The sequence below is a fragment of the Saccharothrix variisporea genome (assembly GCF_003634995.1).
Lineage (GTDB): Bacteria > Actinomycetota > Actinomycetes > Mycobacteriales > Pseudonocardiaceae > Actinosynnema > Actinosynnema variisporeum.
This window is the reverse complement of sequence record NZ_RBXR01000001.1, coordinates 408,224-424,338: the sequence shown is the minus strand read 5'-3', so window position 1 is coordinate 424,338 and position 16,115 is coordinate 408,224. Positions and strand designations below refer to the sequence as shown.

The 16,115-nt window shown below is 70.9% G+C and carries 17 protein-coding genes; 8 read left to right on the top strand and 9 right to left on the bottom strand.

What is annotated here, in order from left to right:
• Positions 1 to 12: 12 nt before the first annotated feature.
• Positions 13 to 462 carry an Lrp/AsnC family transcriptional regulator gene (locus DFJ66_RS01860; protein ID WP_121217328.1) on the bottom strand — a complete coding sequence of 150 codons (450 nt, stop codon included), beginning with the start codon at positions 460 to 462 and terminating at the stop codon, positions 13 to 15.
• 76 nt (positions 463 to 538) lie between these two features.
• On the opposite strand from DFJ66_RS01860, the gene DFJ66_RS01855 reads away from it, so the two are divergent.
• Both DFJ66_RS01855 and DFJ66_RS01850 read left to right on the top strand, forming a co-directional pair.
• Positions 539 to 1,444: an SMP-30/gluconolactonase/LRE family protein gene (locus DFJ66_RS01855; RefSeq protein ID WP_121217326.1), complete on the top strand. Its 906-nt coding sequence runs from the start codon at positions 539 to 541 to the stop codon at positions 1,442 to 1,444.
• Between the two features lie 10 nt (positions 1,445 to 1,454).
• Positions 1,455 to 2,366, top strand: coding sequence for an MBL fold metallo-hydrolase (locus DFJ66_RS01850; RefSeq protein WP_121217324.1), 912 nt, complete (start codon positions 1,455 to 1,457; stop codon positions 2,364 to 2,366).
• Between the two features lie 4 nt (positions 2,367 to 2,370).
• On the opposite strand, the gene DFJ66_RS01845 is transcribed toward DFJ66_RS01850, so the two are convergent.
• From DFJ66_RS01845 to DFJ66_RS01810, 8 genes are all read right to left on the bottom strand, one after another.
• Positions 2,371 to 2,922, bottom strand: a complete 552-nt coding sequence (locus DFJ66_RS01845; protein WP_121217322.1) for a hypothetical protein — start codon at positions 2,920 to 2,922, stop codon at positions 2,371 to 2,373.
• 79 nt (positions 2,923 to 3,001) lie between these two features.
• Complete coding sequence (locus tag DFJ66_RS01840; RefSeq protein ID WP_121217320.1) at positions 3,002 to 3,817, bottom strand: carbohydrate ABC transporter permease; 816 nt, start codon at positions 3,815 to 3,817, stop codon at positions 3,002 to 3,004.
• Complete coding sequence (locus DFJ66_RS01835) at positions 3,814 to 4,701, bottom strand: carbohydrate ABC transporter permease (protein WP_246029524.1); 888 nt, start codon at positions 4,699 to 4,701, stop codon at positions 3,814 to 3,816. The genes DFJ66_RS01840 and DFJ66_RS01835 overlap by 4 nt, the downstream gene beginning before the upstream one ends.
• Complete coding sequence (locus tag DFJ66_RS01830) at positions 4,698 to 5,984, bottom strand: ABC transporter substrate-binding protein (RefSeq protein ID WP_170199076.1); 1,287 nt, start codon at positions 5,982 to 5,984, stop codon at positions 4,698 to 4,700. Before DFJ66_RS01830 ends, DFJ66_RS01835 begins: the two co-directional genes overlap by 4 nt.
• Positions 5,985 to 6,794: 810 nt before the next feature.
• Positions 6,795 to 7,451 (bottom strand): hypothetical protein, encoded by a 657-nt coding sequence (locus DFJ66_RS01825; protein ID WP_121217318.1) that lies wholly within the window; start codon positions 7,449 to 7,451, stop codon positions 6,795 to 6,797.
• A complete protein-coding gene (locus DFJ66_RS01820; protein ID WP_121217316.1) occupies positions 7,448 to 7,957 on the bottom strand; it encodes a hypothetical protein in 510 nt (169 codons plus the stop codon). Before DFJ66_RS01820 ends, DFJ66_RS01825 begins: the two co-directional genes overlap by 4 nt.
• Positions 7,954 to 8,586 carry an ABC transporter ATP-binding protein gene (locus DFJ66_RS01815; protein ID WP_246029523.1) on the bottom strand — a complete coding sequence of 211 codons (633 nt, stop codon included), beginning with the start codon at positions 8,584 to 8,586 and terminating at the stop codon, positions 7,954 to 7,956. Before DFJ66_RS01815 ends, DFJ66_RS01820 begins: the two co-directional genes overlap by 4 nt.
• Positions 8,583 to 9,683: a polyprenyl synthetase family protein gene (locus DFJ66_RS01810; RefSeq protein WP_121217314.1), complete on the bottom strand. Its 1,101-nt coding sequence runs from the start codon at positions 9,681 to 9,683 to the stop codon at positions 8,583 to 8,585. Before DFJ66_RS01810 ends, DFJ66_RS01815 begins: the two co-directional genes overlap by 4 nt.
• A 532-nt stretch (positions 9,684 to 10,215) precedes the next feature.
• Here DFJ66_RS01810 and DFJ66_RS01805 point away from each other — a divergent pair.
• The 6 genes from DFJ66_RS01805 (at position 10,216) to DFJ66_RS01780 (ending at position 16,051) form a co-directional block, all read left to right on the top strand.
• The gene (locus DFJ66_RS01805) at positions 10,216 to 11,973 is read left to right on the top strand and encodes a 1-deoxy-D-xylulose-5-phosphate synthase (protein WP_121217312.1); all 1,758 of its coding nucleotides are present in this window, start codon (positions 10,216 to 10,218) and stop codon (positions 11,971 to 11,973) included.
• A complete protein-coding gene (gene ispG, locus DFJ66_RS01800; protein WP_121217310.1) occupies positions 11,970 to 13,091 on the top strand; it encodes a flavodoxin-dependent (E)-4-hydroxy-3-methylbut-2-enyl-diphosphate synthase in 1,122 nt (373 codons plus the stop codon). The genes DFJ66_RS01805 and ispG overlap by 4 nt, the downstream gene beginning before the upstream one ends.
• Positions 13,088 to 14,152, top strand: a complete 1,065-nt coding sequence (locus DFJ66_RS01795) for a terpene synthase family protein (protein ID WP_121217308.1) — start codon at positions 13,088 to 13,090, stop codon at positions 14,150 to 14,152. Before ispG ends, DFJ66_RS01795 begins: the two co-directional genes overlap by 4 nt.
• An 11-nt stretch (positions 14,153 to 14,163) precedes the next feature.
• Positions 14,164 to 14,445, top strand: a complete 282-nt coding sequence (locus tag DFJ66_RS42415; protein ID WP_170199072.1) for a hypothetical protein — start codon at positions 14,164 to 14,166, stop codon at positions 14,443 to 14,445.
• An 87-nt stretch (positions 14,446 to 14,532) separates the two neighbouring features.
• Entirely contained in the window at positions 14,533 to 14,745 is a 213-nt protein-coding gene (locus tag DFJ66_RS01785; protein WP_121217306.1) for a hypothetical protein, read from the top strand.
• 133 nt (positions 14,746 to 14,878) lie between these two features.
• Positions 14,879 to 16,051, top strand: coding sequence for an extracellular catalytic domain type 1 short-chain-length polyhydroxyalkanoate depolymerase (locus tag DFJ66_RS01780; protein ID WP_121217304.1), 1,173 nt, complete (start codon positions 14,879 to 14,881; stop codon positions 16,049 to 16,051).
• Positions 16,052 to 16,115: the final 64 nt, after the last annotated feature.

The following is a 16,115-nucleotide window of genomic DNA, read 5'->3' as shown; positions in this document are numbered from 1 at the left end:
CCAGCCCGACCCTCAGACCGACCCCGGGTCCGCCGAGCGCTCGAAGCACGTCTCCAGCACCACGATCGCGTTCGTCCCGGACACCCCGGCGATCTCGTGCACCTCCCGCAGCACCCCCTGCAACTCGCGCGTGCCGGCCGTGCGCACCTTCAGCAGCAGCGACGCCCGCCCCGCCACGATGTGCGCCTCCTCCACCGCCGGCAACGCCCGCAGCGCGTCCGCCGTCGCCGGCGACCCGACCCACGCCGACGAGTCCACCAACACGAACGCCAGCACGTCCAACCCGAGCGCCACCGGGTCGATGTCGATCGTGGTCCGCCGGATCACGCCGCGCTCCCGCAGCTTGCGCACCCGCTCGTGCGCCGCCGCCGCCGACAGCCCCACCTGCGCCCCCAGCGCGGCGTAGGACAGGGTCGCGTCCTCCCGCAGCAGGGCCAGCACCGCGCGATCAGTGTCGTCCATCTCCCACTCCTTCACCAGATGCCATCAACCACTATAGGCTCATCACCAGACGACGTTCGGCGCAAAGGAGTCAGACGTGGATGTCATTCCGACCAAGGTGGAGTCGTTCGACGAGCGGCTGCTGATCTTCGGTGACGACCTGCTGGAGCGCCTGCACACCGGCAACAAGTGGACCGAAGGCCCCGCGTACGTCCCCGCCGGCCGGTACCTGCTGTTCAGCGACATCCCCAACGACCGCGTCCTGCGCTGGGACGAGACCACCGGGCACGTCGGCGTCTTCCGCGCCCCGGCCGACTACGCCAACGGCCGCACGCTCGACGCCCAGGGCCGGGTGATCACCTGCGAGCAGGGCACGCGGCGGGTCGTGCGCACCGAGCACGACGGCTCGACCACCGTGCTCGCCGACCGGGTGGACGGCAAGAGGTTCAACAGCCCCAACGACGTCGTGGTCGCCGACGACGGCAGCGTGTGGTTCACCGACCCGCCCTACGGCATCCTCAGCGACTACGAAGGCGTCCGCGCCGAGTCGGAGATCGGGGCGTGCCACGTCTACCGGGTGGACCCGGCGACCGGGGACGTCCGGGTCGTCGCCGACGACTTCGAGCGCCCCAACGGGCTGGCGTTCTCCCCCGACGGCACCCGGCTCTACGTCGTGGACACCCGGCGCAACCACATCCGCGCCTTCGAGGTCGACGGCGAGAAGCTGCGCGGCGGCGAGGAGATCGCACGGTGCACGGCCGGCCAGTTCGACGGCATCCGGCTGGACGAACAGGGCCGGATCTGGGCGGCGGCCGGCGACGGCGTGCACTGCATCCACCCGGACGGCACGCTCCTGGGCAAGATCGGCGTGCCGGAGGTGGTGTCGAACGTGTGCTTCGGCGGCCCCAAGCGGAACCGGCTGTTCATCACCGCCACCACGTCGGTGTACTCGCTGCTGTTCAACGTCAACGGGGCACGTCCGGTGTACGCGCGCGTTCGATAGGTTGCGCGGCATGACCGAGCTTCGGGAAGTCGCGCCCGGCGTGCACACGTGGGTGCAGGCGGACGGCACGTGGTGGATCAACAACGCCGGCGCGGTGCACGCGGGCGGCGAGGTCGTGCTGGTCGACACGTGCGCGACGCGGCGGCGGACGCAGGCCTTCCTGGACGCGGTGTCGGCGGCGACCGGTGGCGCGCCGGTGAAGGTCGCGGTGAACACCCACCTGCACGGCGACCACGTCTACGGCAACGCCCTGCTCCCGTCGTCCACGGTCATCGCGGCGCACGAGCTGACCCGCCAGGGCGTGCTGGCCGACTTCATCCTGGCCAACACGCCACCGGTGTGGTCACCGACGCCCGACTGGGGCATCGACGCCGTGCGCCCGCCGACGTTGACGTTCCGCGACGAGATCACCCTGCACGCGGGCGACAAGCCGATCGTCGTGCGACACCCCGGTTTCGCCGCGCACACCGTGGGTGACGCGGTGGCGTGGCTGCCCGAGGACCGCGTGCTGTTCACCGGCGACCTGGTCTTCCACGGCGTGACGCCGCTGATCGCGATGGGCTCCCTGGCCGGCGCGCTGAAGTCGGTGGACTGGCTGCGCACCTTCGACCCGCTGGTGGTCGTGCCGGGCCACGGCCCGCTCGTGGACGGTCAGCGGTGGACCGACGTGCTCGACGCCCACGCCCGCTACTACGAGTTCGTGGCCACCACCGCCGAGTCCGCCCTGATCCGGGGCCTGACCCCGCTCGAGGCGGCCAGGGAGGCGGACCCGGGCGAGTTCGCGGCGTGGCCGGACGGCGAACGCCTGGTGCTCAACCTGCACCGCGCGTTCGCCGACCAGCGCGGCACCGACGTCGACATCGCCGCCGCCCTGGGCGACGCCATCGCCTACCACGGCGGTCCGCTGCACTGCGCGGTCTGATCGCTCAGCGCCGCGAGGAGGCGTTCCCGATGGCGCCGATCGCGGCGAGCACGAACCCGACGAAGATCAGTCCGAAGGCGCCGCCGACGTTCGACGTGTCGGGCCCCGACCGCCGACTGGAGTAGGTCTCGGTCGTGCCGAACGGACCGGGGCTGCTCACGGTGTCCCCGAAGGAGCTCATCGCGGACACCATCTCCAAGAAGAACAGGCCCATCCCGGCGACCACGAGGATCACCCCGATCCACACGAAGGCCTGCACCCACCCCGGCGCGCCCGCGAGGCTCATCCCGCGCCGGCGTCCGGACCGGTGGTGGAAGTGGTGGACGTGGTGGGACGAGCCGTGGTGGCTGACGTGCCCCTGGTGGCCGTACGGGTCATGGGGGCGGTGGCCGTAGTAACCGGGCTGGGAGTCGTAGTCGTACCCGCCGTTCTGGTCGAAGTACGCGTCGGCCTGGTCGAACCGCTCATCCGGCCCCGAGTCGTACCCCGACTCGTACCCGGAGTCGTAGCTCGACGAGCTGTCACCGCTCGACGAGCTGCTGCCGCTGTCGTCCATGGCACTCCCCCAGTGTCCGGTTGCGCGCAGTCATAACACGCCGAGCCTCCGAAGTGCAGCACAACGGCGAAGTCGGGCGTCACTCGACGTGCTGCGTCACCGTGCCCCGCACGAAGTAACGCTGCGCCACCAGGAACAACGCGACCATCGGCACGGTGGCCACGGTGCTCGCCGCCAGCACCAGCTCCCACTGCGCCTCACCACCCTCGCCGAATCGGTCCAGCACGGTCTTCAGCCCGCGCGGCAGGGTGTAGAGGGCGGGGTCGCGCAGGTAGATCAGCGGTTTGACCAGGTCCGTCCAGGCCGCCTTGAGCTCGAACACGAAGACGACGATCAGCCCCGGCCGGGCGAGCGGCACGGCCATGCTGGTGAACAGCCGCCACGCGCTCGCCCCGTCCACCCGGGCCGCGTCGAACACCTCGCGCGGCAGGGCCAGGAAGAACTGGCGCAGCAGGAAGATGTAGAACGCCGACCCGAACAGGTTCTGCGCCCACAGCGGGACCTGGGTGGTCGCCAGGCCCAGCGCGTGCCACTCCAGGTACACCGGCACCATCGTCACCGCACCGGGCAGCATCATCGTCGCCAGCACCACGCCGAACAACAGGTCGCGCCCGCGGAACCGGAACATCGCGAACCCGAACGCCACCACGGCGCTCCCCGCCGTCGCCGCCAACGCCGCCGCGACCCCCACGGCCACGCTGTTGAAGGTCCACGTCAGCAACGGCACCGCGCGCCAGACCTCGACGTAGTTGCCCGGCGTGAACGGCGAGGGCAGCAACGCGTTGTCGAACACGTGCGGCCGGTCCTTCAGCGACGCGCTGACCAGCCACCAGAACGGGTACCCGAACGCCACCGCGACGACGAGCAGCCCCGACCACACCGCGACCCGTTTCATCCCTGCTCGCCTTCGTAGTGCACGTACCGCCGCGACAACCGCACCTGCACGGCCGTGACCAGGGCGATCACCACGAACAACCCCCACGCCAGCGCCGAGGCGTACCCCATCCGCAGCGATTCGAAGGCCTCCCGGAACAGGTGGATCACGTAGAACAGCGCCGCGTCCCCTTCACCGGACTGCTGGCCGCGCGCGCCGAAGAACATCGTGTACGCCTCGGTGAAGACCTGGAGCGAGGCGATCGTGTTGACCACCACCGTGAAGTACACCGTTCCGCTGATGCCCGGCAGCGTGATGTGCCAGAACTGCCGCCACGCACTCGCCCCGTCCAGCCGCGCGGCTTCGTAGCGCTCCAACGGCACCCGCGTCAGCGCCGCCAGGTACAGCACCGCCGTACTGCCCACGGTCCACAGGCTCATCACGACCAGCCCGGGTTTGATCCACACCGGGTCGGTGGTCCAGTTCGGCCCGGTGAACCCGAACCACCCCAGGAACGCGTTGATCGCCCCGTGCTGCCCGTTGAGCAGCAACAGGAACAACGCCGCCAACGCGACCGGCGGCGTCATCACCGGCAGGTACACCACTGTCCGGAAGAACCCCGCCGCCCGCCCGGCCCGCCGCAGCAACCCGGCTAGGGCCAGAGCCAGCACCACCTGAGCAGGCACGTGGAGGGCCGTGAAGAACAGCGTGTTGCCCAACGCCGTCCCGACCCGTTCGTCCGTCAACGCTTCCCGGTAGTTGTCCAGTCCGATGTACTGCGGCGGCTTGAGCATGTCGTAGTGGTGCAACGACAGCCACAAGCTGAACACCATCGGCCCGGCCGTGAACGCGAGGAACCCGACGATCCACGGCAACAGGAACAGCCACCCCGCCCGCCCCTTCACCGGGACCCCACCCGTCGAAGCGCCTTTTCAGCCTCCCGCTGAGCCTGTGCCATCGCTTCTTCCGGACTCTGCCGCCCGGTGAGCACCCGGTTCACCCCGCCTTCCCAGGCCCGGACCAGCTCGCTGGCCGCCGGGCTGGGCGGGAGCGCGAACGCCTTGTCCTGCAACGCGAGCACCTGCGGTACAGCACGCTCCAGGATGCGGTTCCCCTTCGGGTCGAACACGTCCCGGAAGATCCGCTCGTCCGCCACCCGGTTCCCGGTGAACGTCCCCCCGTACGGCCTCCCCTTGGCCGCCAACGCATCCCGCCGCGCCGTCGCCGCCGTGACCCAGGTGTCGGCGGCGGTCATCGTGACCAGGAACCGACACGCCAGTTCCGGGTGACGCGCGCCCTTCGGGATCGCCCAGGCCTGGCCCGAGGACTCGGTCAACGGCTCGCCGCGGCGGTCGGTGAAGGGCGCGATGGTCACGTCCACGTCGGGCGAGTTGGTGGCGAGGGTGTTGAGGTACCAGGACTCCATCGGCATCGCCGCCACCTGCCCGGTCACGAAGGCGTTCTGCGCCCCGAACTGGTCGAACGTGTCCCGCAGGGCCTTGAACGACGCCCAACCCCCTTGCCGCCGCACGAGGTCGGTCGTGAACCGGACCGCCTCCACGACCCGGGGGTCGTCCAGCCGGCTGCCGACGATGTCCACGCCGTTCGCCTTGGCCCAGAGGGGGAGGAACTCGGGGACTTTCGGGTCGAACGCGATGTGGCGGGGCCGAGCCAGCAACGCGGTGGTGTCCGCCAGGCCGGCCCAGTCCGCTGTGGACAGCGACTCGACCCCGGCGGCCCGCAGCACGGGGTTGTTGAGGATCAGCACCCGAACCGTGGCGAAGTCGGGCAACCCGTAGACCTGGCCGTCGTGGGTGACTTGGCGCAGCGCGGCTTCCCGGAACGCACCGAGATCGACCCCGTGCGCACGAACGCAGTCATCCAGGCTCACCACCGCGCCCCGAGCCGCGTAACTCCCCAGCTTGCGCCGTTCGGCGTAGACGAGGTCGGGCGGGTCCCCGGCGGCCACGGCGGAGAGGAACTGCTGCTCGTCGAACGCCCCTTCGTTGATCCGGACGTCCACTCCGGGATTGGCCGAGCGGAACACCGCGACCCGGGCCGTGGCGTGCTCGTCGGGCAACCCGAACCCCATGGTGACGAGCACGTTCGGCCCGTCGGCAGGCCGAGCCCCCACCCCACCGCAGCCGCCGAGAACCACGACCACCAACCCGACCAGAAGCCACCGCACGACCGCCTCCCCGGAGCCGCATCATCGACTCCGTTCCCGCCCCAAGCGGTGATCACTCGAAAACCGCCCGGACGGCCCAACACCTCCCACAGCGGACCTCCTTCGGCAAAGCCGGCAAGTCACCTGCACAACCAAGCAGCAGGTCGTCGGCCCGCCGGGCGGGCTCTTCGGCGTAGCCGGCGAGTGGCAGTCCGCCGGGACGGACACAACCCAACCTGGGCTTCTTGCTTTTGTCATCCCCGTATGGCCTGCCCGAAGGGCTACCACAGATTTCCCCGGGTGCAGCCGAAAGTTTTTGCGAGGAACGAGCAAAAAGTTTTAGCGGCACCCGGGGAAATCTGTGGTAGGCTCCGCCAGGCCATACGGGGATGACAAAAGCAAGAAGCCCCCGCAGTTGCAGTTGGGTCATCCTTGGCGGCCTGCCCGCCGGCGAGGCGCTTTTCGCTTTTCTCTCTTCGCTTTCAAGATCTTCAAGCAGAACGCTTCGCTCTCAAGCTGAACGCGCTGGCGCGCTCTCAAGATCAAAAGCGGCTGGGGAGACCACCGATGGGGGGTGAAGGGCGTCGGTTCCCCCACCGCATGACCTGGCGGAGCCAACCACAGATTTCCCGGGGTGCCGCTAAAACTTTTTGCTCGTTCCTCGCAAAAACTTTCGGCTGCACCCCGGGAAATCTGTGGTAGCCCTTCGGGCAGGCCATACGGTGGGGGAACCGAGGCCCTCCACTTGTAGCTGAGCTACCGCGCGCTGCGCGCGCCCAAAAGCAGCGCTGCGCGCGCCTAAAAGCAGCGCTGCGCGCGGAAGCTGCGGGTCTATGAGGCTCCGGCCCTGGCGGAGGCCGGGGTGGTGGAGGCCGGGGTGGTGGAGGCCGGGGTGGTGGTGGCTGGAGAAGCTTCCGGGGGCGAGGTGGGGGCGCTGGCGGGGGTGCGGGCTGAGGTGGTGGTGGGGGCCGTGGCGGTGGTGGTGGTTCGGCTTCGCCTGGGGGCTCGGGGTTTGGTGCGGGGAGCGGGGACTTCGCACTTCGTCTCGCACGGCAGCAAGTGCGAGCACACCACGACCGGCCCGGACGTCGACCGGACCTCCAACGTGCCGTCCGCCCGCACCGCCACCGTCACGACCGCCGGCGTCGAACCCCGGGTCTCCGGGACCGGCGCGTGTCGGGCGTGGTCCTTGGTCCGCAAGTAGAACGCCGCCATCCCCACGCAGCCGAACCCGGCCAGCCACAGCAACCCGATCGACGCGTAAGCCGCCGTCCCCTCATCGGTGAACCCCGCCGCCGCCCCGGTCTGCATGGCGCCGTAAGTCGGCAGGAAGCGCACCACGTCCTGGTTCGACGACGGGTTGATGACCGGGTTCTGCACCATCACGTCCACCAGGCTGATCATGATGATGACGAACATGCCCGCCAGTTCGGTGGACAGCACCAACCCGAGCACGATCCCCATCCCGCCGTAGGTCAACCCGCTCATGAACAGGCTGAACCCAGCAGCCACGGGTGCAGCGGGTCCCAGAACACGGTCATCACCACGCCCGCGTACAGCGCCACCGCCGCCGAGATGGCGACCAGCGCCACCAGCTTGGCCGTCAGCAGGCACCCCCGGGAGTACCCGGCCAACACCAGGCGCTGGTCGAAGTCGCTGGACCGGCGGACCGCCGCGAACATCATGAAGCCGATGATCAGGGTCACCGCGTTGATCGCGCCCGAGATCATGGCCAGCTGGTTCGCGGGCACGGTCAGGACCCCGTCCGCGACCGCCGAGTGGAAGTCGACCGGTCGGCTCGGGATGATGCCCTTCACCAAGCCCAGCCACGACGGGATGAAGAACACCACCAGCGCCAGCGCCAGGCGGTTGCGGGCGTGCTGGGAGACCTCGAAGATCACCGCCTTGACCAGGCACGCCTGCCACGTCGTCCGGTCGTCCAGCGCCGCCCGCAGTGCGCGCAGCTCGGACCGCAGTTCCGACCAGGAGGTCATGTCGTGATCCTCTCGGGTGCCTCCTCGTCGACCACGCGGCCGGCGCGCAGCCGGTGGAGGCGGTCGAAGCGCTCGACGTCGTGCGCGATGTGGGAGATCACCAGGACCGACTGGCCGCGGTCGCGCAGTTCGTCGGTGATGGCCCAGAAGTTCAGGTAGTTCTCCCAGTCGAAGCCCTGGTACGGCTCGTCCATCAGGACCACGCCGGGGTCGTGCATGAGCGCGATGGTCAGGTTGAGCTTCTGGCGGGTGCCGCCGCTGAGCACGCCCGCCTTGCGGTCCCGGTACTTCGCCAGGTCCAGCCGCTCCAGCAGCTCGTACGCGCGGGTCAGGTCGTCGAGCTGGTAGGCGCACTGGAAGTAGCGCAGGTGCTGTTCCACGGTCAGCTCGTCGTTGACCACGATCCGCTGCGGGCAGTAGCCGAGCCGGCCGCGGTGCAGCACCTCGCCCCGGTCGGCTTTGAGCTCGCCGGCCAGCACGCGCAGCAGGGTGGTCTTGCCGGCGCCGTTCTCGCCGATGACTCCCATGATCTCGCCCGGCCGCAGGGCGAACTCGACGCCGCGCAGCACCGCGCGGGTGCCGTAGGACTTGTGGATGTTGACCGCCCGCAGGCTCACGTCCCCGGTCACCGCGCGCGCCTGGTGGCCAGGGCGACCAGGTCGGTCAGCGCGCGTCGGGCCGGGGCCGTCACGGGCGCGGTGCGCAGCGCGGCGAGCGCCCGCTGCGCGCGGGTCTGGATCATCTGCTCGACCCGGCCGCGCGCGCCGGTGGCCACGATGACCTCCCGCAGGCGCTCGGCGTCCACTGAGGACAGTGCCGGATCGCCGTGCAAGGCCTTGATCACCTCCCGCTGCTCGGGCGTGGATTCCTGCCACGCCAACGCCATCAGCACCGTGCGCTTGCCGTCGCGCAGGTCGTCGGAGTCGGGTTTGCCGGTCACCCCCGGGTCGCCGAACACGCCCAGCAGGTCGTCGCGCAGCTGGAACGCCTCGCCCAGCGGTGCGCCGTACGCGCTGCACGCGGCCAGCAGCCGCCGGTCCCCACCGGCCAGGGCCGCGCCGATCTGCAACGGCAGCTCCACGGTGTAGCGGGCGGTCTTCAGCCGCACCACCCGCCAAGCCCGGCTCATCGGCTGGTCCTCGGCGGGCGGGGCGATGTCGAGGTACTGGCCCGCGATCAGCTCGGTGCGCATGGTGCCGACCAGCCGCCGCACGGTGCGCAACCGCTCCTCGGGCAGGCGCGGTCGGGTGAGCAGTTCGTCGCACCAGGCGAAGCACAGGTCGCCGACCAGGATGGCCGTGCTCGCGCCGAACCGCTCGGCCGCGCCGGGCGGGCAGCCGCAGTCGTCGGCGACCGACCGGTGCACGGTGCGCCGGCCGCGCCGCAGGTCCGAGGCGTCCATGATGTCGTCGTGGATCAGCGCGAAGGAGTGCGACAGCTCCAGCGCCGCCGCGGTCCACAGCACGGCCGGGTCGTCGGGCCGGCCGCCCGCCGCGACCCAGCCGCAGCAGCAGAACAGCGGGCGCAGCCGCTTGCCGCCCGCGATGAAGTCGCTCACCAGGTCCACCAGCCGCGACAGGCAGGTGTCGGGCGCGGTGCGGCGCTTGTGGTCGAGGAAGTCGGCCAGGTGGGCGTCCACGTCGCGGCGGACGCGGTCGAAGTCGACCTCGCACGGCTCCACGGGTGCGCCGGGCGGGACGGTGTCGACGAGATGACCGGTCGTCATGGTTCCTCCGGACGCGATTCTTCGGTGATCGTGTTCAGTGATCGGTGACGCCCGGACAGCCGGGCGGAATGAAGGAGAAGTGCGGTCGAGGCGCCGCGGTGATGCTTGAAAATTAACACGCGGCGGCCCTCGCCGGCCGGCCCCGAAAGGGTGTCCCGCAGTCGCTCTGCGCAGCCACCGGGTCCGCCCGATTACGGAGAACCCTTGCAGGTCAACGGAAAGCCGCGCCCGTTCCGGTCGCGGGGCGCACGGTCCGGTCCGCTCTTCCCAGAACCGCGGTAGCGATACCCACACTTTCGAGTGGTCGCGGTGAACGCCTCGGTGTGGTCGTCGTCCGCCGGCTTGAATTGATCTCGCCGGTGCGCGACGGTCGATTCGCACATCATTTTCCGTGACACCGCCAGTCGCGATCTCCCGGCCGCTTCCGGCCCCTTTCGCGCACGACCCGTGAACCGGTGGTCCACGAGATCCTCACAGGAGCCCCGATGCCCGACCACGACCCGACCCCGGCCCGCACCCGGAGCGACCGACCATGACCGACACCGTCGCCTGGTCGGCGCTGTCCCCGCTGCGCGCGGTGGCCGGCCCCGAAGACCTGCTGTGCCTGTCCCGCGCCGAACTCCTCGCGCTGGCCAAGGACATCCGCGCCCGACTGGTGGCCACCGTGCCGCGCACCGGCGGGCACCTGGGCCCCAACCTCGGCGTGGTGGAGCTGACCATCGCGCTGCACCGGGTGTTCCGCTCGCCCGTGGACCGGGTCGTGTTCGACACCGGCCACCAGGCGTACGTGCACAAGATGCTCACCGGCCGGGCCGGTCTGCTGTCGGACCTGCGCAGCGCGGGCGGCCTGTCCGGCTACCCCAGCCGCGCGGAGTCCCGCCACGACCTGGTGGAGAACTCGCACGCCTCCACCGCGTTGTCCTACGCGCACGGCCTGGCCGAGGCGGCGCGGCTGCGCGGCGGCGGGCGGCACGTGGTGGCGGTGGTCGGCGACGGCGCGCTGACCGGCGGCATGGCGTGGGAGGCGTTGAACAACATCGCCGCCACCGCGCACCCGATCGTGGTGGTGCTCAACGACAACGGCCGCTCCTACGGGGCCACCGCCGGCGCGGTGGGCCGGCGGCTGGCGGAACTGCGGGTGACCCGCCCGGAGCGGATCACCTCGAACGTGTTCACCGAACTGGGTCTGGCCTACCTGGGCCCGGTCGACGGCCACGACGTCGAGGCGGTCGAGGACGCGTTGCGCGCCGCGAAGTCGACGGGCCGCCCGGTGGTCGTGCACTGCCTGACCCGCAAGGGCCGGGGTCACCCGCCCGCCGAGGCCGACCCGGTGGACCGGATGCACGCGGTGAGCCCGGCGGGCCGGTCCGGGGGGATCGGGTGGACGTCGGTGTTCGGCGAGCACCTGCGGCTGCTGGCCGCCGAACGGCCCGACCTGGTGTGCCTGACCGCGGCGATGCTGCACCCGACCGGGCTGGCGGCGGTCGCCCAGGCCTTCCCCGGGCGGGTGTTCGACGTCGGCATCGCCGAGCAGCACGCGCTGACGTGCGCGGCGGGCATGGCGATGGGCGGGCTGCGCCCGGTGGTGGCGGTGTACTCCACGTTCCTGTGCCGCGCGGTCGACCAGGTCCTCCTGGACGTGGCGCTGCACCGGCTCCCGGTGACCCTGGTGCTCGACCGGGCCGGGGTCACCGGTGAGGACGGCCCGAGCCACCACGGCACGTGGGACCTGGCGGTGCTGCGGCTGGTGCCGGGCATGCGGGTGGCGGCACCCCGCGACGGGACGCGGTTGCGGGGCCTGCTCGCGGAGGCGGTGTCGGCCGACGGGCCCACCGCGTTGCGGTTCCCCAAGGGGCGGGTGGCCTCCGACGTGCCGGCGGTGCGGACGTGCGGGGGCGTGGACGTCCTGCACGAGTCCCGGCGGCGGGACGTGCTGCTGGTGGCGGTCGGCTGCCTGGCGGCCGACGCCGTCGCGGCGGCCACGGCCCTGGACCACGAGGGGATCGGTGTGACGGTGGCGGACCCCCGCTGGGTGCTGCCGGTCGACCCGGCGGTGGTCGCGCTCGCCGCCGACCACCGCCGGATGGTGTGCGTCGAGGACGGCGTGCGCAGCGGTGGCGTCGGCGAGGCGGTCGCGGAGGCGGTGCGGGACGCGGGCCTGCCCACGCCCGTCCACGTCCTGGGGCTGCCACGGGAGTTCCTGCCGCACGGTGCCCGCACGGACATCCTGCGCGCGCACGGTCTGGACTCGGCGGGCATCGCCGACGCGATCCGGGGAGCCCTGTCATGACCGCGGTCGACCTCGCCCTGGCGACCAGGCTGGCGCCGCGCCGCAAGACCCGCCAGTTGATGGTCGGGTCCGTCGGTGTGGGCAGTGAGTTCCCGGTGTCGGTGCAGTCGATGACCACGACGGTCACCGCGGACGTCAACGCCACGCTCCAGCAGATCGCGGAGTTGACCGCGGCGGGCTGTGACATCGTGCGGGTGGCGTGTCCGTCGCAGGACGACGCCGACGCGCTGGCCGCGATCGCGCGCAAGTCGCAGATCCCGGTGATCGCGGACATCCACTTCCAGCCGAAGTACGTGTTCGCGGCGATCGAGGCCGGGTGCGCGGCGGTGCGGGTGAACCCGGGCAACATCAAGAAGTTCGACGACAAGGTCCGCGAGATCGCGCAGGCGGCGAAGGACCACAACACCCCGATCCGGATCGGGGTCAACGCCGGGTCGTTGGACCCGCGGTTGATGGCCAAGTACGGCAAGGCCACGCCGGAGGCGTTGGCGGAGTCGGCGTTGTGGGAGGCGTCGCTGTTCGCCGAGCACGACTTCCACGACCTGAAGATCAGCGTGAAGCACAACGACCCGGTCGTGATGATCCGCGCCTACGAGATCCTCGCCGAGCAGTGCGACTACCCGCTGCACCTGGGGGTGACGGAGGCGGGTCCGGCGTTCCAGGGCACGATCAAGTCCGCGGTCGCGTTCGGCGCGCTGCTGCGCCAGGGCATCGGGGACACGATCCGGGTGTCGCTGTCGGCTCCTCCGGTGGAGGAGGTCAAGGTCGGCCACCAGATCCTGCAGTCGCTCAACCTGCGGCCCCGCAAGCTGGAGATCGTCTCCTGCCCGTCCTGCGGGCGGGCCCAGGTCGACGTGTACACGCTGGCCGAGCAGGTCACCGCCGGTCTGGAGGGCATGGAAGTCCCGCTGCGCGTGGCCGTGATGGGGTGCGTGGTGAACGGGCCGGGCGAGGCGCGCGAGGCCGACCTGGGCGTGGCCTCGGGCAACGGCAAGGGCCAGATCTTCGTCAAGGGCAAGGTCATCAAGACCGTCCCCGAGCACCAGATCGTGGAGACCCTCATCGAGGAAGCCATGCGGCTCGCGGACGAGGCGACGGTGGAAGGAGCACTCGCATGACGACCATCGAGTCACCGGTCCGGATGCTGCCGTTCTACTGCCCGATCCCCGCCGCGATCCACCCCCGGGTCGCCGAGGCCGAGCAGCGGGCGGTCGAGTGGATCGACCGGATCGGCCTGTGCGAGGACGAGCGGCAGCGGCGGCGGACCATCGGGACCAACAGCGCCGAACTGTTCGGCCGGTTCGCGCCGTACGCCGACGACGACGGCCTCCAAGTCGCCATCCGGTGGGCGTACTGGGGTTTCCTGTTCGACGACATGCGCTGTGACGCGGGCGAGTACAGCATGAGCCCGCACGACTACCTGTCGTCGGCCGCGACCGTCCAGCGGGCGCTGGAAGCGCCGTGGCACCCGGTGTCCGACGACCGGTTCTCCCTGGCGTTGCAGGACATCGGCCGGGACATGCACGCGGTGGCGACCCCGGTGCAGGTGCAGCGGTTCGTGGACGCCCACCGCGCGTGGCTGTTCGCGGTGGCCTGCCAGGTCGCCAACCGGGAATGCGGCCACATGCCGTCGCTGGAGGAGTACACCGCGATGCGGCTGCACTCGGCGGGCGGAGCGCCCACCCTCGGGTTGCTGGAGATCGCCAACCGCGCGGAGGTGCCGCCCGCCGAGATGGACTCGCCGCCCGTGCGCGCGCTGTGCGAGATGGCGTACCTGATCGACTCGTGGGACAACGACATCCACTCGTACTCCAAGGAGACCGCCGAGGACCACGCGGAGCAGAACCTGGTGAACGTCCTGATCCACCACCAGGGGCTGCGACCCGACGAAGCGATGCGGACGGCGGTCGCCTTGCGGGACCGGATCATGGTCCGGTTCCTCGCCTTGCGCGAGCGGGTCACCGCGCGGCCGTGCAGCCGGGCGCTGCGCGTCCACCTGGACTGCCTCGGCCAGTCGATCCGCGGCAACACCGACTGGGCGCTGTCGGTCCCCCGCTACACCACCGCTGCCCCGGCCCTCCCCCGGCCGGGCTGGTCGGACCACCCGTCCGACGACAACCCCGACCCACTGCCCATCCCCGCCATCGCCTGGTGGTGGGACGACCTCGAACAGTCCTAAGGAGACAACCGATGAACCGGACCCTGACGCTGGCGCTCGTCGCCGCGGCCCTGTGCGCCGTCACGACGCCCACCGCCACCGCCGCCGCGCTGCCCGCCCCCGCCGCGACCGTCCGCCACGACGACCCGGACGACGGCGACTGGGAGTACTACGGCGACTTCCACAACCAGGTGCTGTGCGAGGCGGCCGGCGCGGCCGGTGTCGTCGCGGGCCGCTGGGACGAGTGGCGCTGCGACGGCGGCGACCTGTGGGTGGACTACGACGACCACGACGACGACTTCCCGAACTCCTGACCCCTGTGGTGGGGCCACATGTCCCAGGCCGGGAACAGTGGTCCCACCACATGGATCCGACCGCTTGCAGCACCTAACTTCTGCTGCATGCACCTGACCCGCGAGCGCACGACCTGGCAGCACGACCGCGACGCGGCGGCCGAGTACGCGGCCCGGCGGCTCGTGGACGACGTCGGAATCGACCCCGCGGCCTTCGGCGTCGTCTGGGCGAACATGCGCAAGGGGCACCGGTTCGGTGAGCTGCGCGTGCTGCCCGGGTTGGCGGAGGCGTTCGAGGACTGGCTGGCCGAACACCGCTGAGCCGTACGTGTGCCCGCACTACACCCCGCCGCCGGCGAGAATGGTGTTGTCCACCAACGACCGGCGGCGTCGGCGTTCCTAGCATCGGCGTAACGCATGTGATTGCGATCACCCTCAACGTGGAGGAAGCGTCATGCCGGTTCGTCCCCCTGCCACCGTCATCCGCGGACCCGCTCTGCTCGCGGCGGCGTTGGCCGTCGCCACGATCACCGCCGTCACGGCCGCCCCCGCCTCGGCCGCCACCCTGCGCGAGGTCACCGGGTTCGGCAGCAACCCCGGGAACCTCCAGATGTTCCGGTACGTGCCCGACGGCCTGCCCGCCGGCCGACCGGTGGTGCTGGCCCTGCACGGCTGCACCCAGAACGCCACGTCCTACGCCACCGGAACCGGCTGGCTGAAACTGGCCGACCAGCACCGGTTCACCGTGGTGTTCCCGCAGCAGCGCTCGGCCAACAACGCCAACTCGTGCTTCAACTGGTTCGAGCCCGGCGACACCCGGCGCGGCTACGGCGAAGCCCTGTCCATCAAGCAGATGGTCGACCGAACCCGCCAGGACGTGGGCGCGACCGCCGCGTACGTCAGCGGGTTGTCGGCCGGTGGCGGGATGACGTCGGTCATGCTGGCCACCTACCCGGACGTGTTCTCCGGCGGCGGGGTCATCGCCGGACTCCCCTACGGATGCGCGAACTCCGTCGCAAGCGCCTACAACTGCATGAACCCCGGGGTGAACCTGACCCCGGCGCAGTGGGGCGACAAAGTGCGGGCCGCGTTCGCCTACTCCGGCACGCGCCCCAAAGTGTCGATCTGGCACGGCACCTCGGACACCACCGTGCGGCCGATGAACGCCGTCGAGTCGGTCGAGCAGTGGACCAACGTCAACGGCACCGACCAGACCCCGGACGCGACCGACACCGTCGGCGGCTACCCGCACCGCGTGTACGGCGGCACGGTAGAGCAGTTCGATATCACCGGCATGGCCCACGGCCACCCCGTGGACCCCGGCACCGGGTCCACCCAGTGCGGCACGGCCGGCGCGTACGTCCTCGACGTGAACATCTGCGCGGCCCACCACCTGGTCCGCTTCTGGGGCATCGCCGACACCACCCCGCCAACCACCACGACCACGACCTCCGGCCCGCCGTACACCGACACCGCCGTGGGCACCCCGACCGACCACTACGTCGCCGGCCGCGTGGACGTCACCGAGTACAACACCCTGGGCGCGCGCTACGGCTACAGCACCCCGATCACCCTCTACCACTGCGGCACCGACTGGTCGGACAAGCCGGACTGCTCCGCCATCTGACGCATTGCTCCACGGCGGAACCGCACGGGCCGGACCCCTCGCATCCGGCCCGTGCTCCCCCTAA

Excerpts from the sequence above, each read along its gene's own strand:
- DFJ66_RS01845 (WP_121217322.1), bottom strand. The coding sequence starts at position 2,922 with ATGGACGACAGCGGCAGCAGCTCGTCGAGCGGTGACAGCTCGTCGAGC.
- DFJ66_RS01785 (WP_121217306.1), top strand. The coding sequence starts at position 14,533 with ATGCACCTGACCCGCGAGCGCACGACCTGGCAGCACGACCGCGACGCG.
- DFJ66_RS01810 (WP_121217314.1), bottom strand. The coding sequence starts at position 9,683 with ATGACGACCGGTCATCTCGTCGACACCGTCCCGCCCGGCGCACCCGTG.
- DFJ66_RS42415 (WP_170199072.1), top strand. The coding sequence starts at position 14,164 with ATGAACCGGACCCTGACGCTGGCGCTCGTCGCCGCGGCCCTGTGCGCC.
- DFJ66_RS01805 (WP_121217312.1), top strand. The coding sequence starts at position 10,216 with ATGACCGACACCGTCGCCTGGTCGGCGCTGTCCCCGCTGCGCGCGGTG.
- DFJ66_RS01795 (WP_121217308.1), top strand. The coding sequence starts at position 13,088 with ATGACGACCATCGAGTCACCGGTCCGGATGCTGCCGTTCTACTGCCCG.
- DFJ66_RS01860 (WP_121217328.1), bottom strand. The coding sequence starts at position 462 with ATGGACGACACTGATCGCGCGGTGCTGGCCCTGCTGCGGGAGGACGCG.
- DFJ66_RS01840 (WP_121217320.1), bottom strand. The coding sequence starts at position 3,817 with ATGAAACGGGTCGCGGTGTGGTCGGGGCTGCTCGTCGTCGCGGTGGCG.
- ispG (WP_121217310.1), top strand. The coding sequence starts at position 11,970 with ATGACCGCGGTCGACCTCGCCCTGGCGACCAGGCTGGCGCCGCGCCGC.
- DFJ66_RS01850 (WP_121217324.1), top strand. The coding sequence starts at position 1,455 with ATGACCGAGCTTCGGGAAGTCGCGCCCGGCGTGCACACGTGGGTGCAG.
- DFJ66_RS01825 (WP_121217318.1), bottom strand. The coding sequence starts at position 7,451 with ATGAGCGGGTTGACCTACGGCGGGATGGGGATCGTGCTCGGGTTGGTG.
- DFJ66_RS01780 (WP_121217304.1), top strand. The coding sequence starts at position 14,879 with ATGCCGGTTCGTCCCCCTGCCACCGTCATCCGCGGACCCGCTCTGCTC.
- DFJ66_RS01820 (WP_121217316.1), bottom strand. The coding sequence starts at position 7,957 with ATGACCTCCTGGTCGGAACTGCGGTCCGAGCTGCGCGCACTGCGGGCG.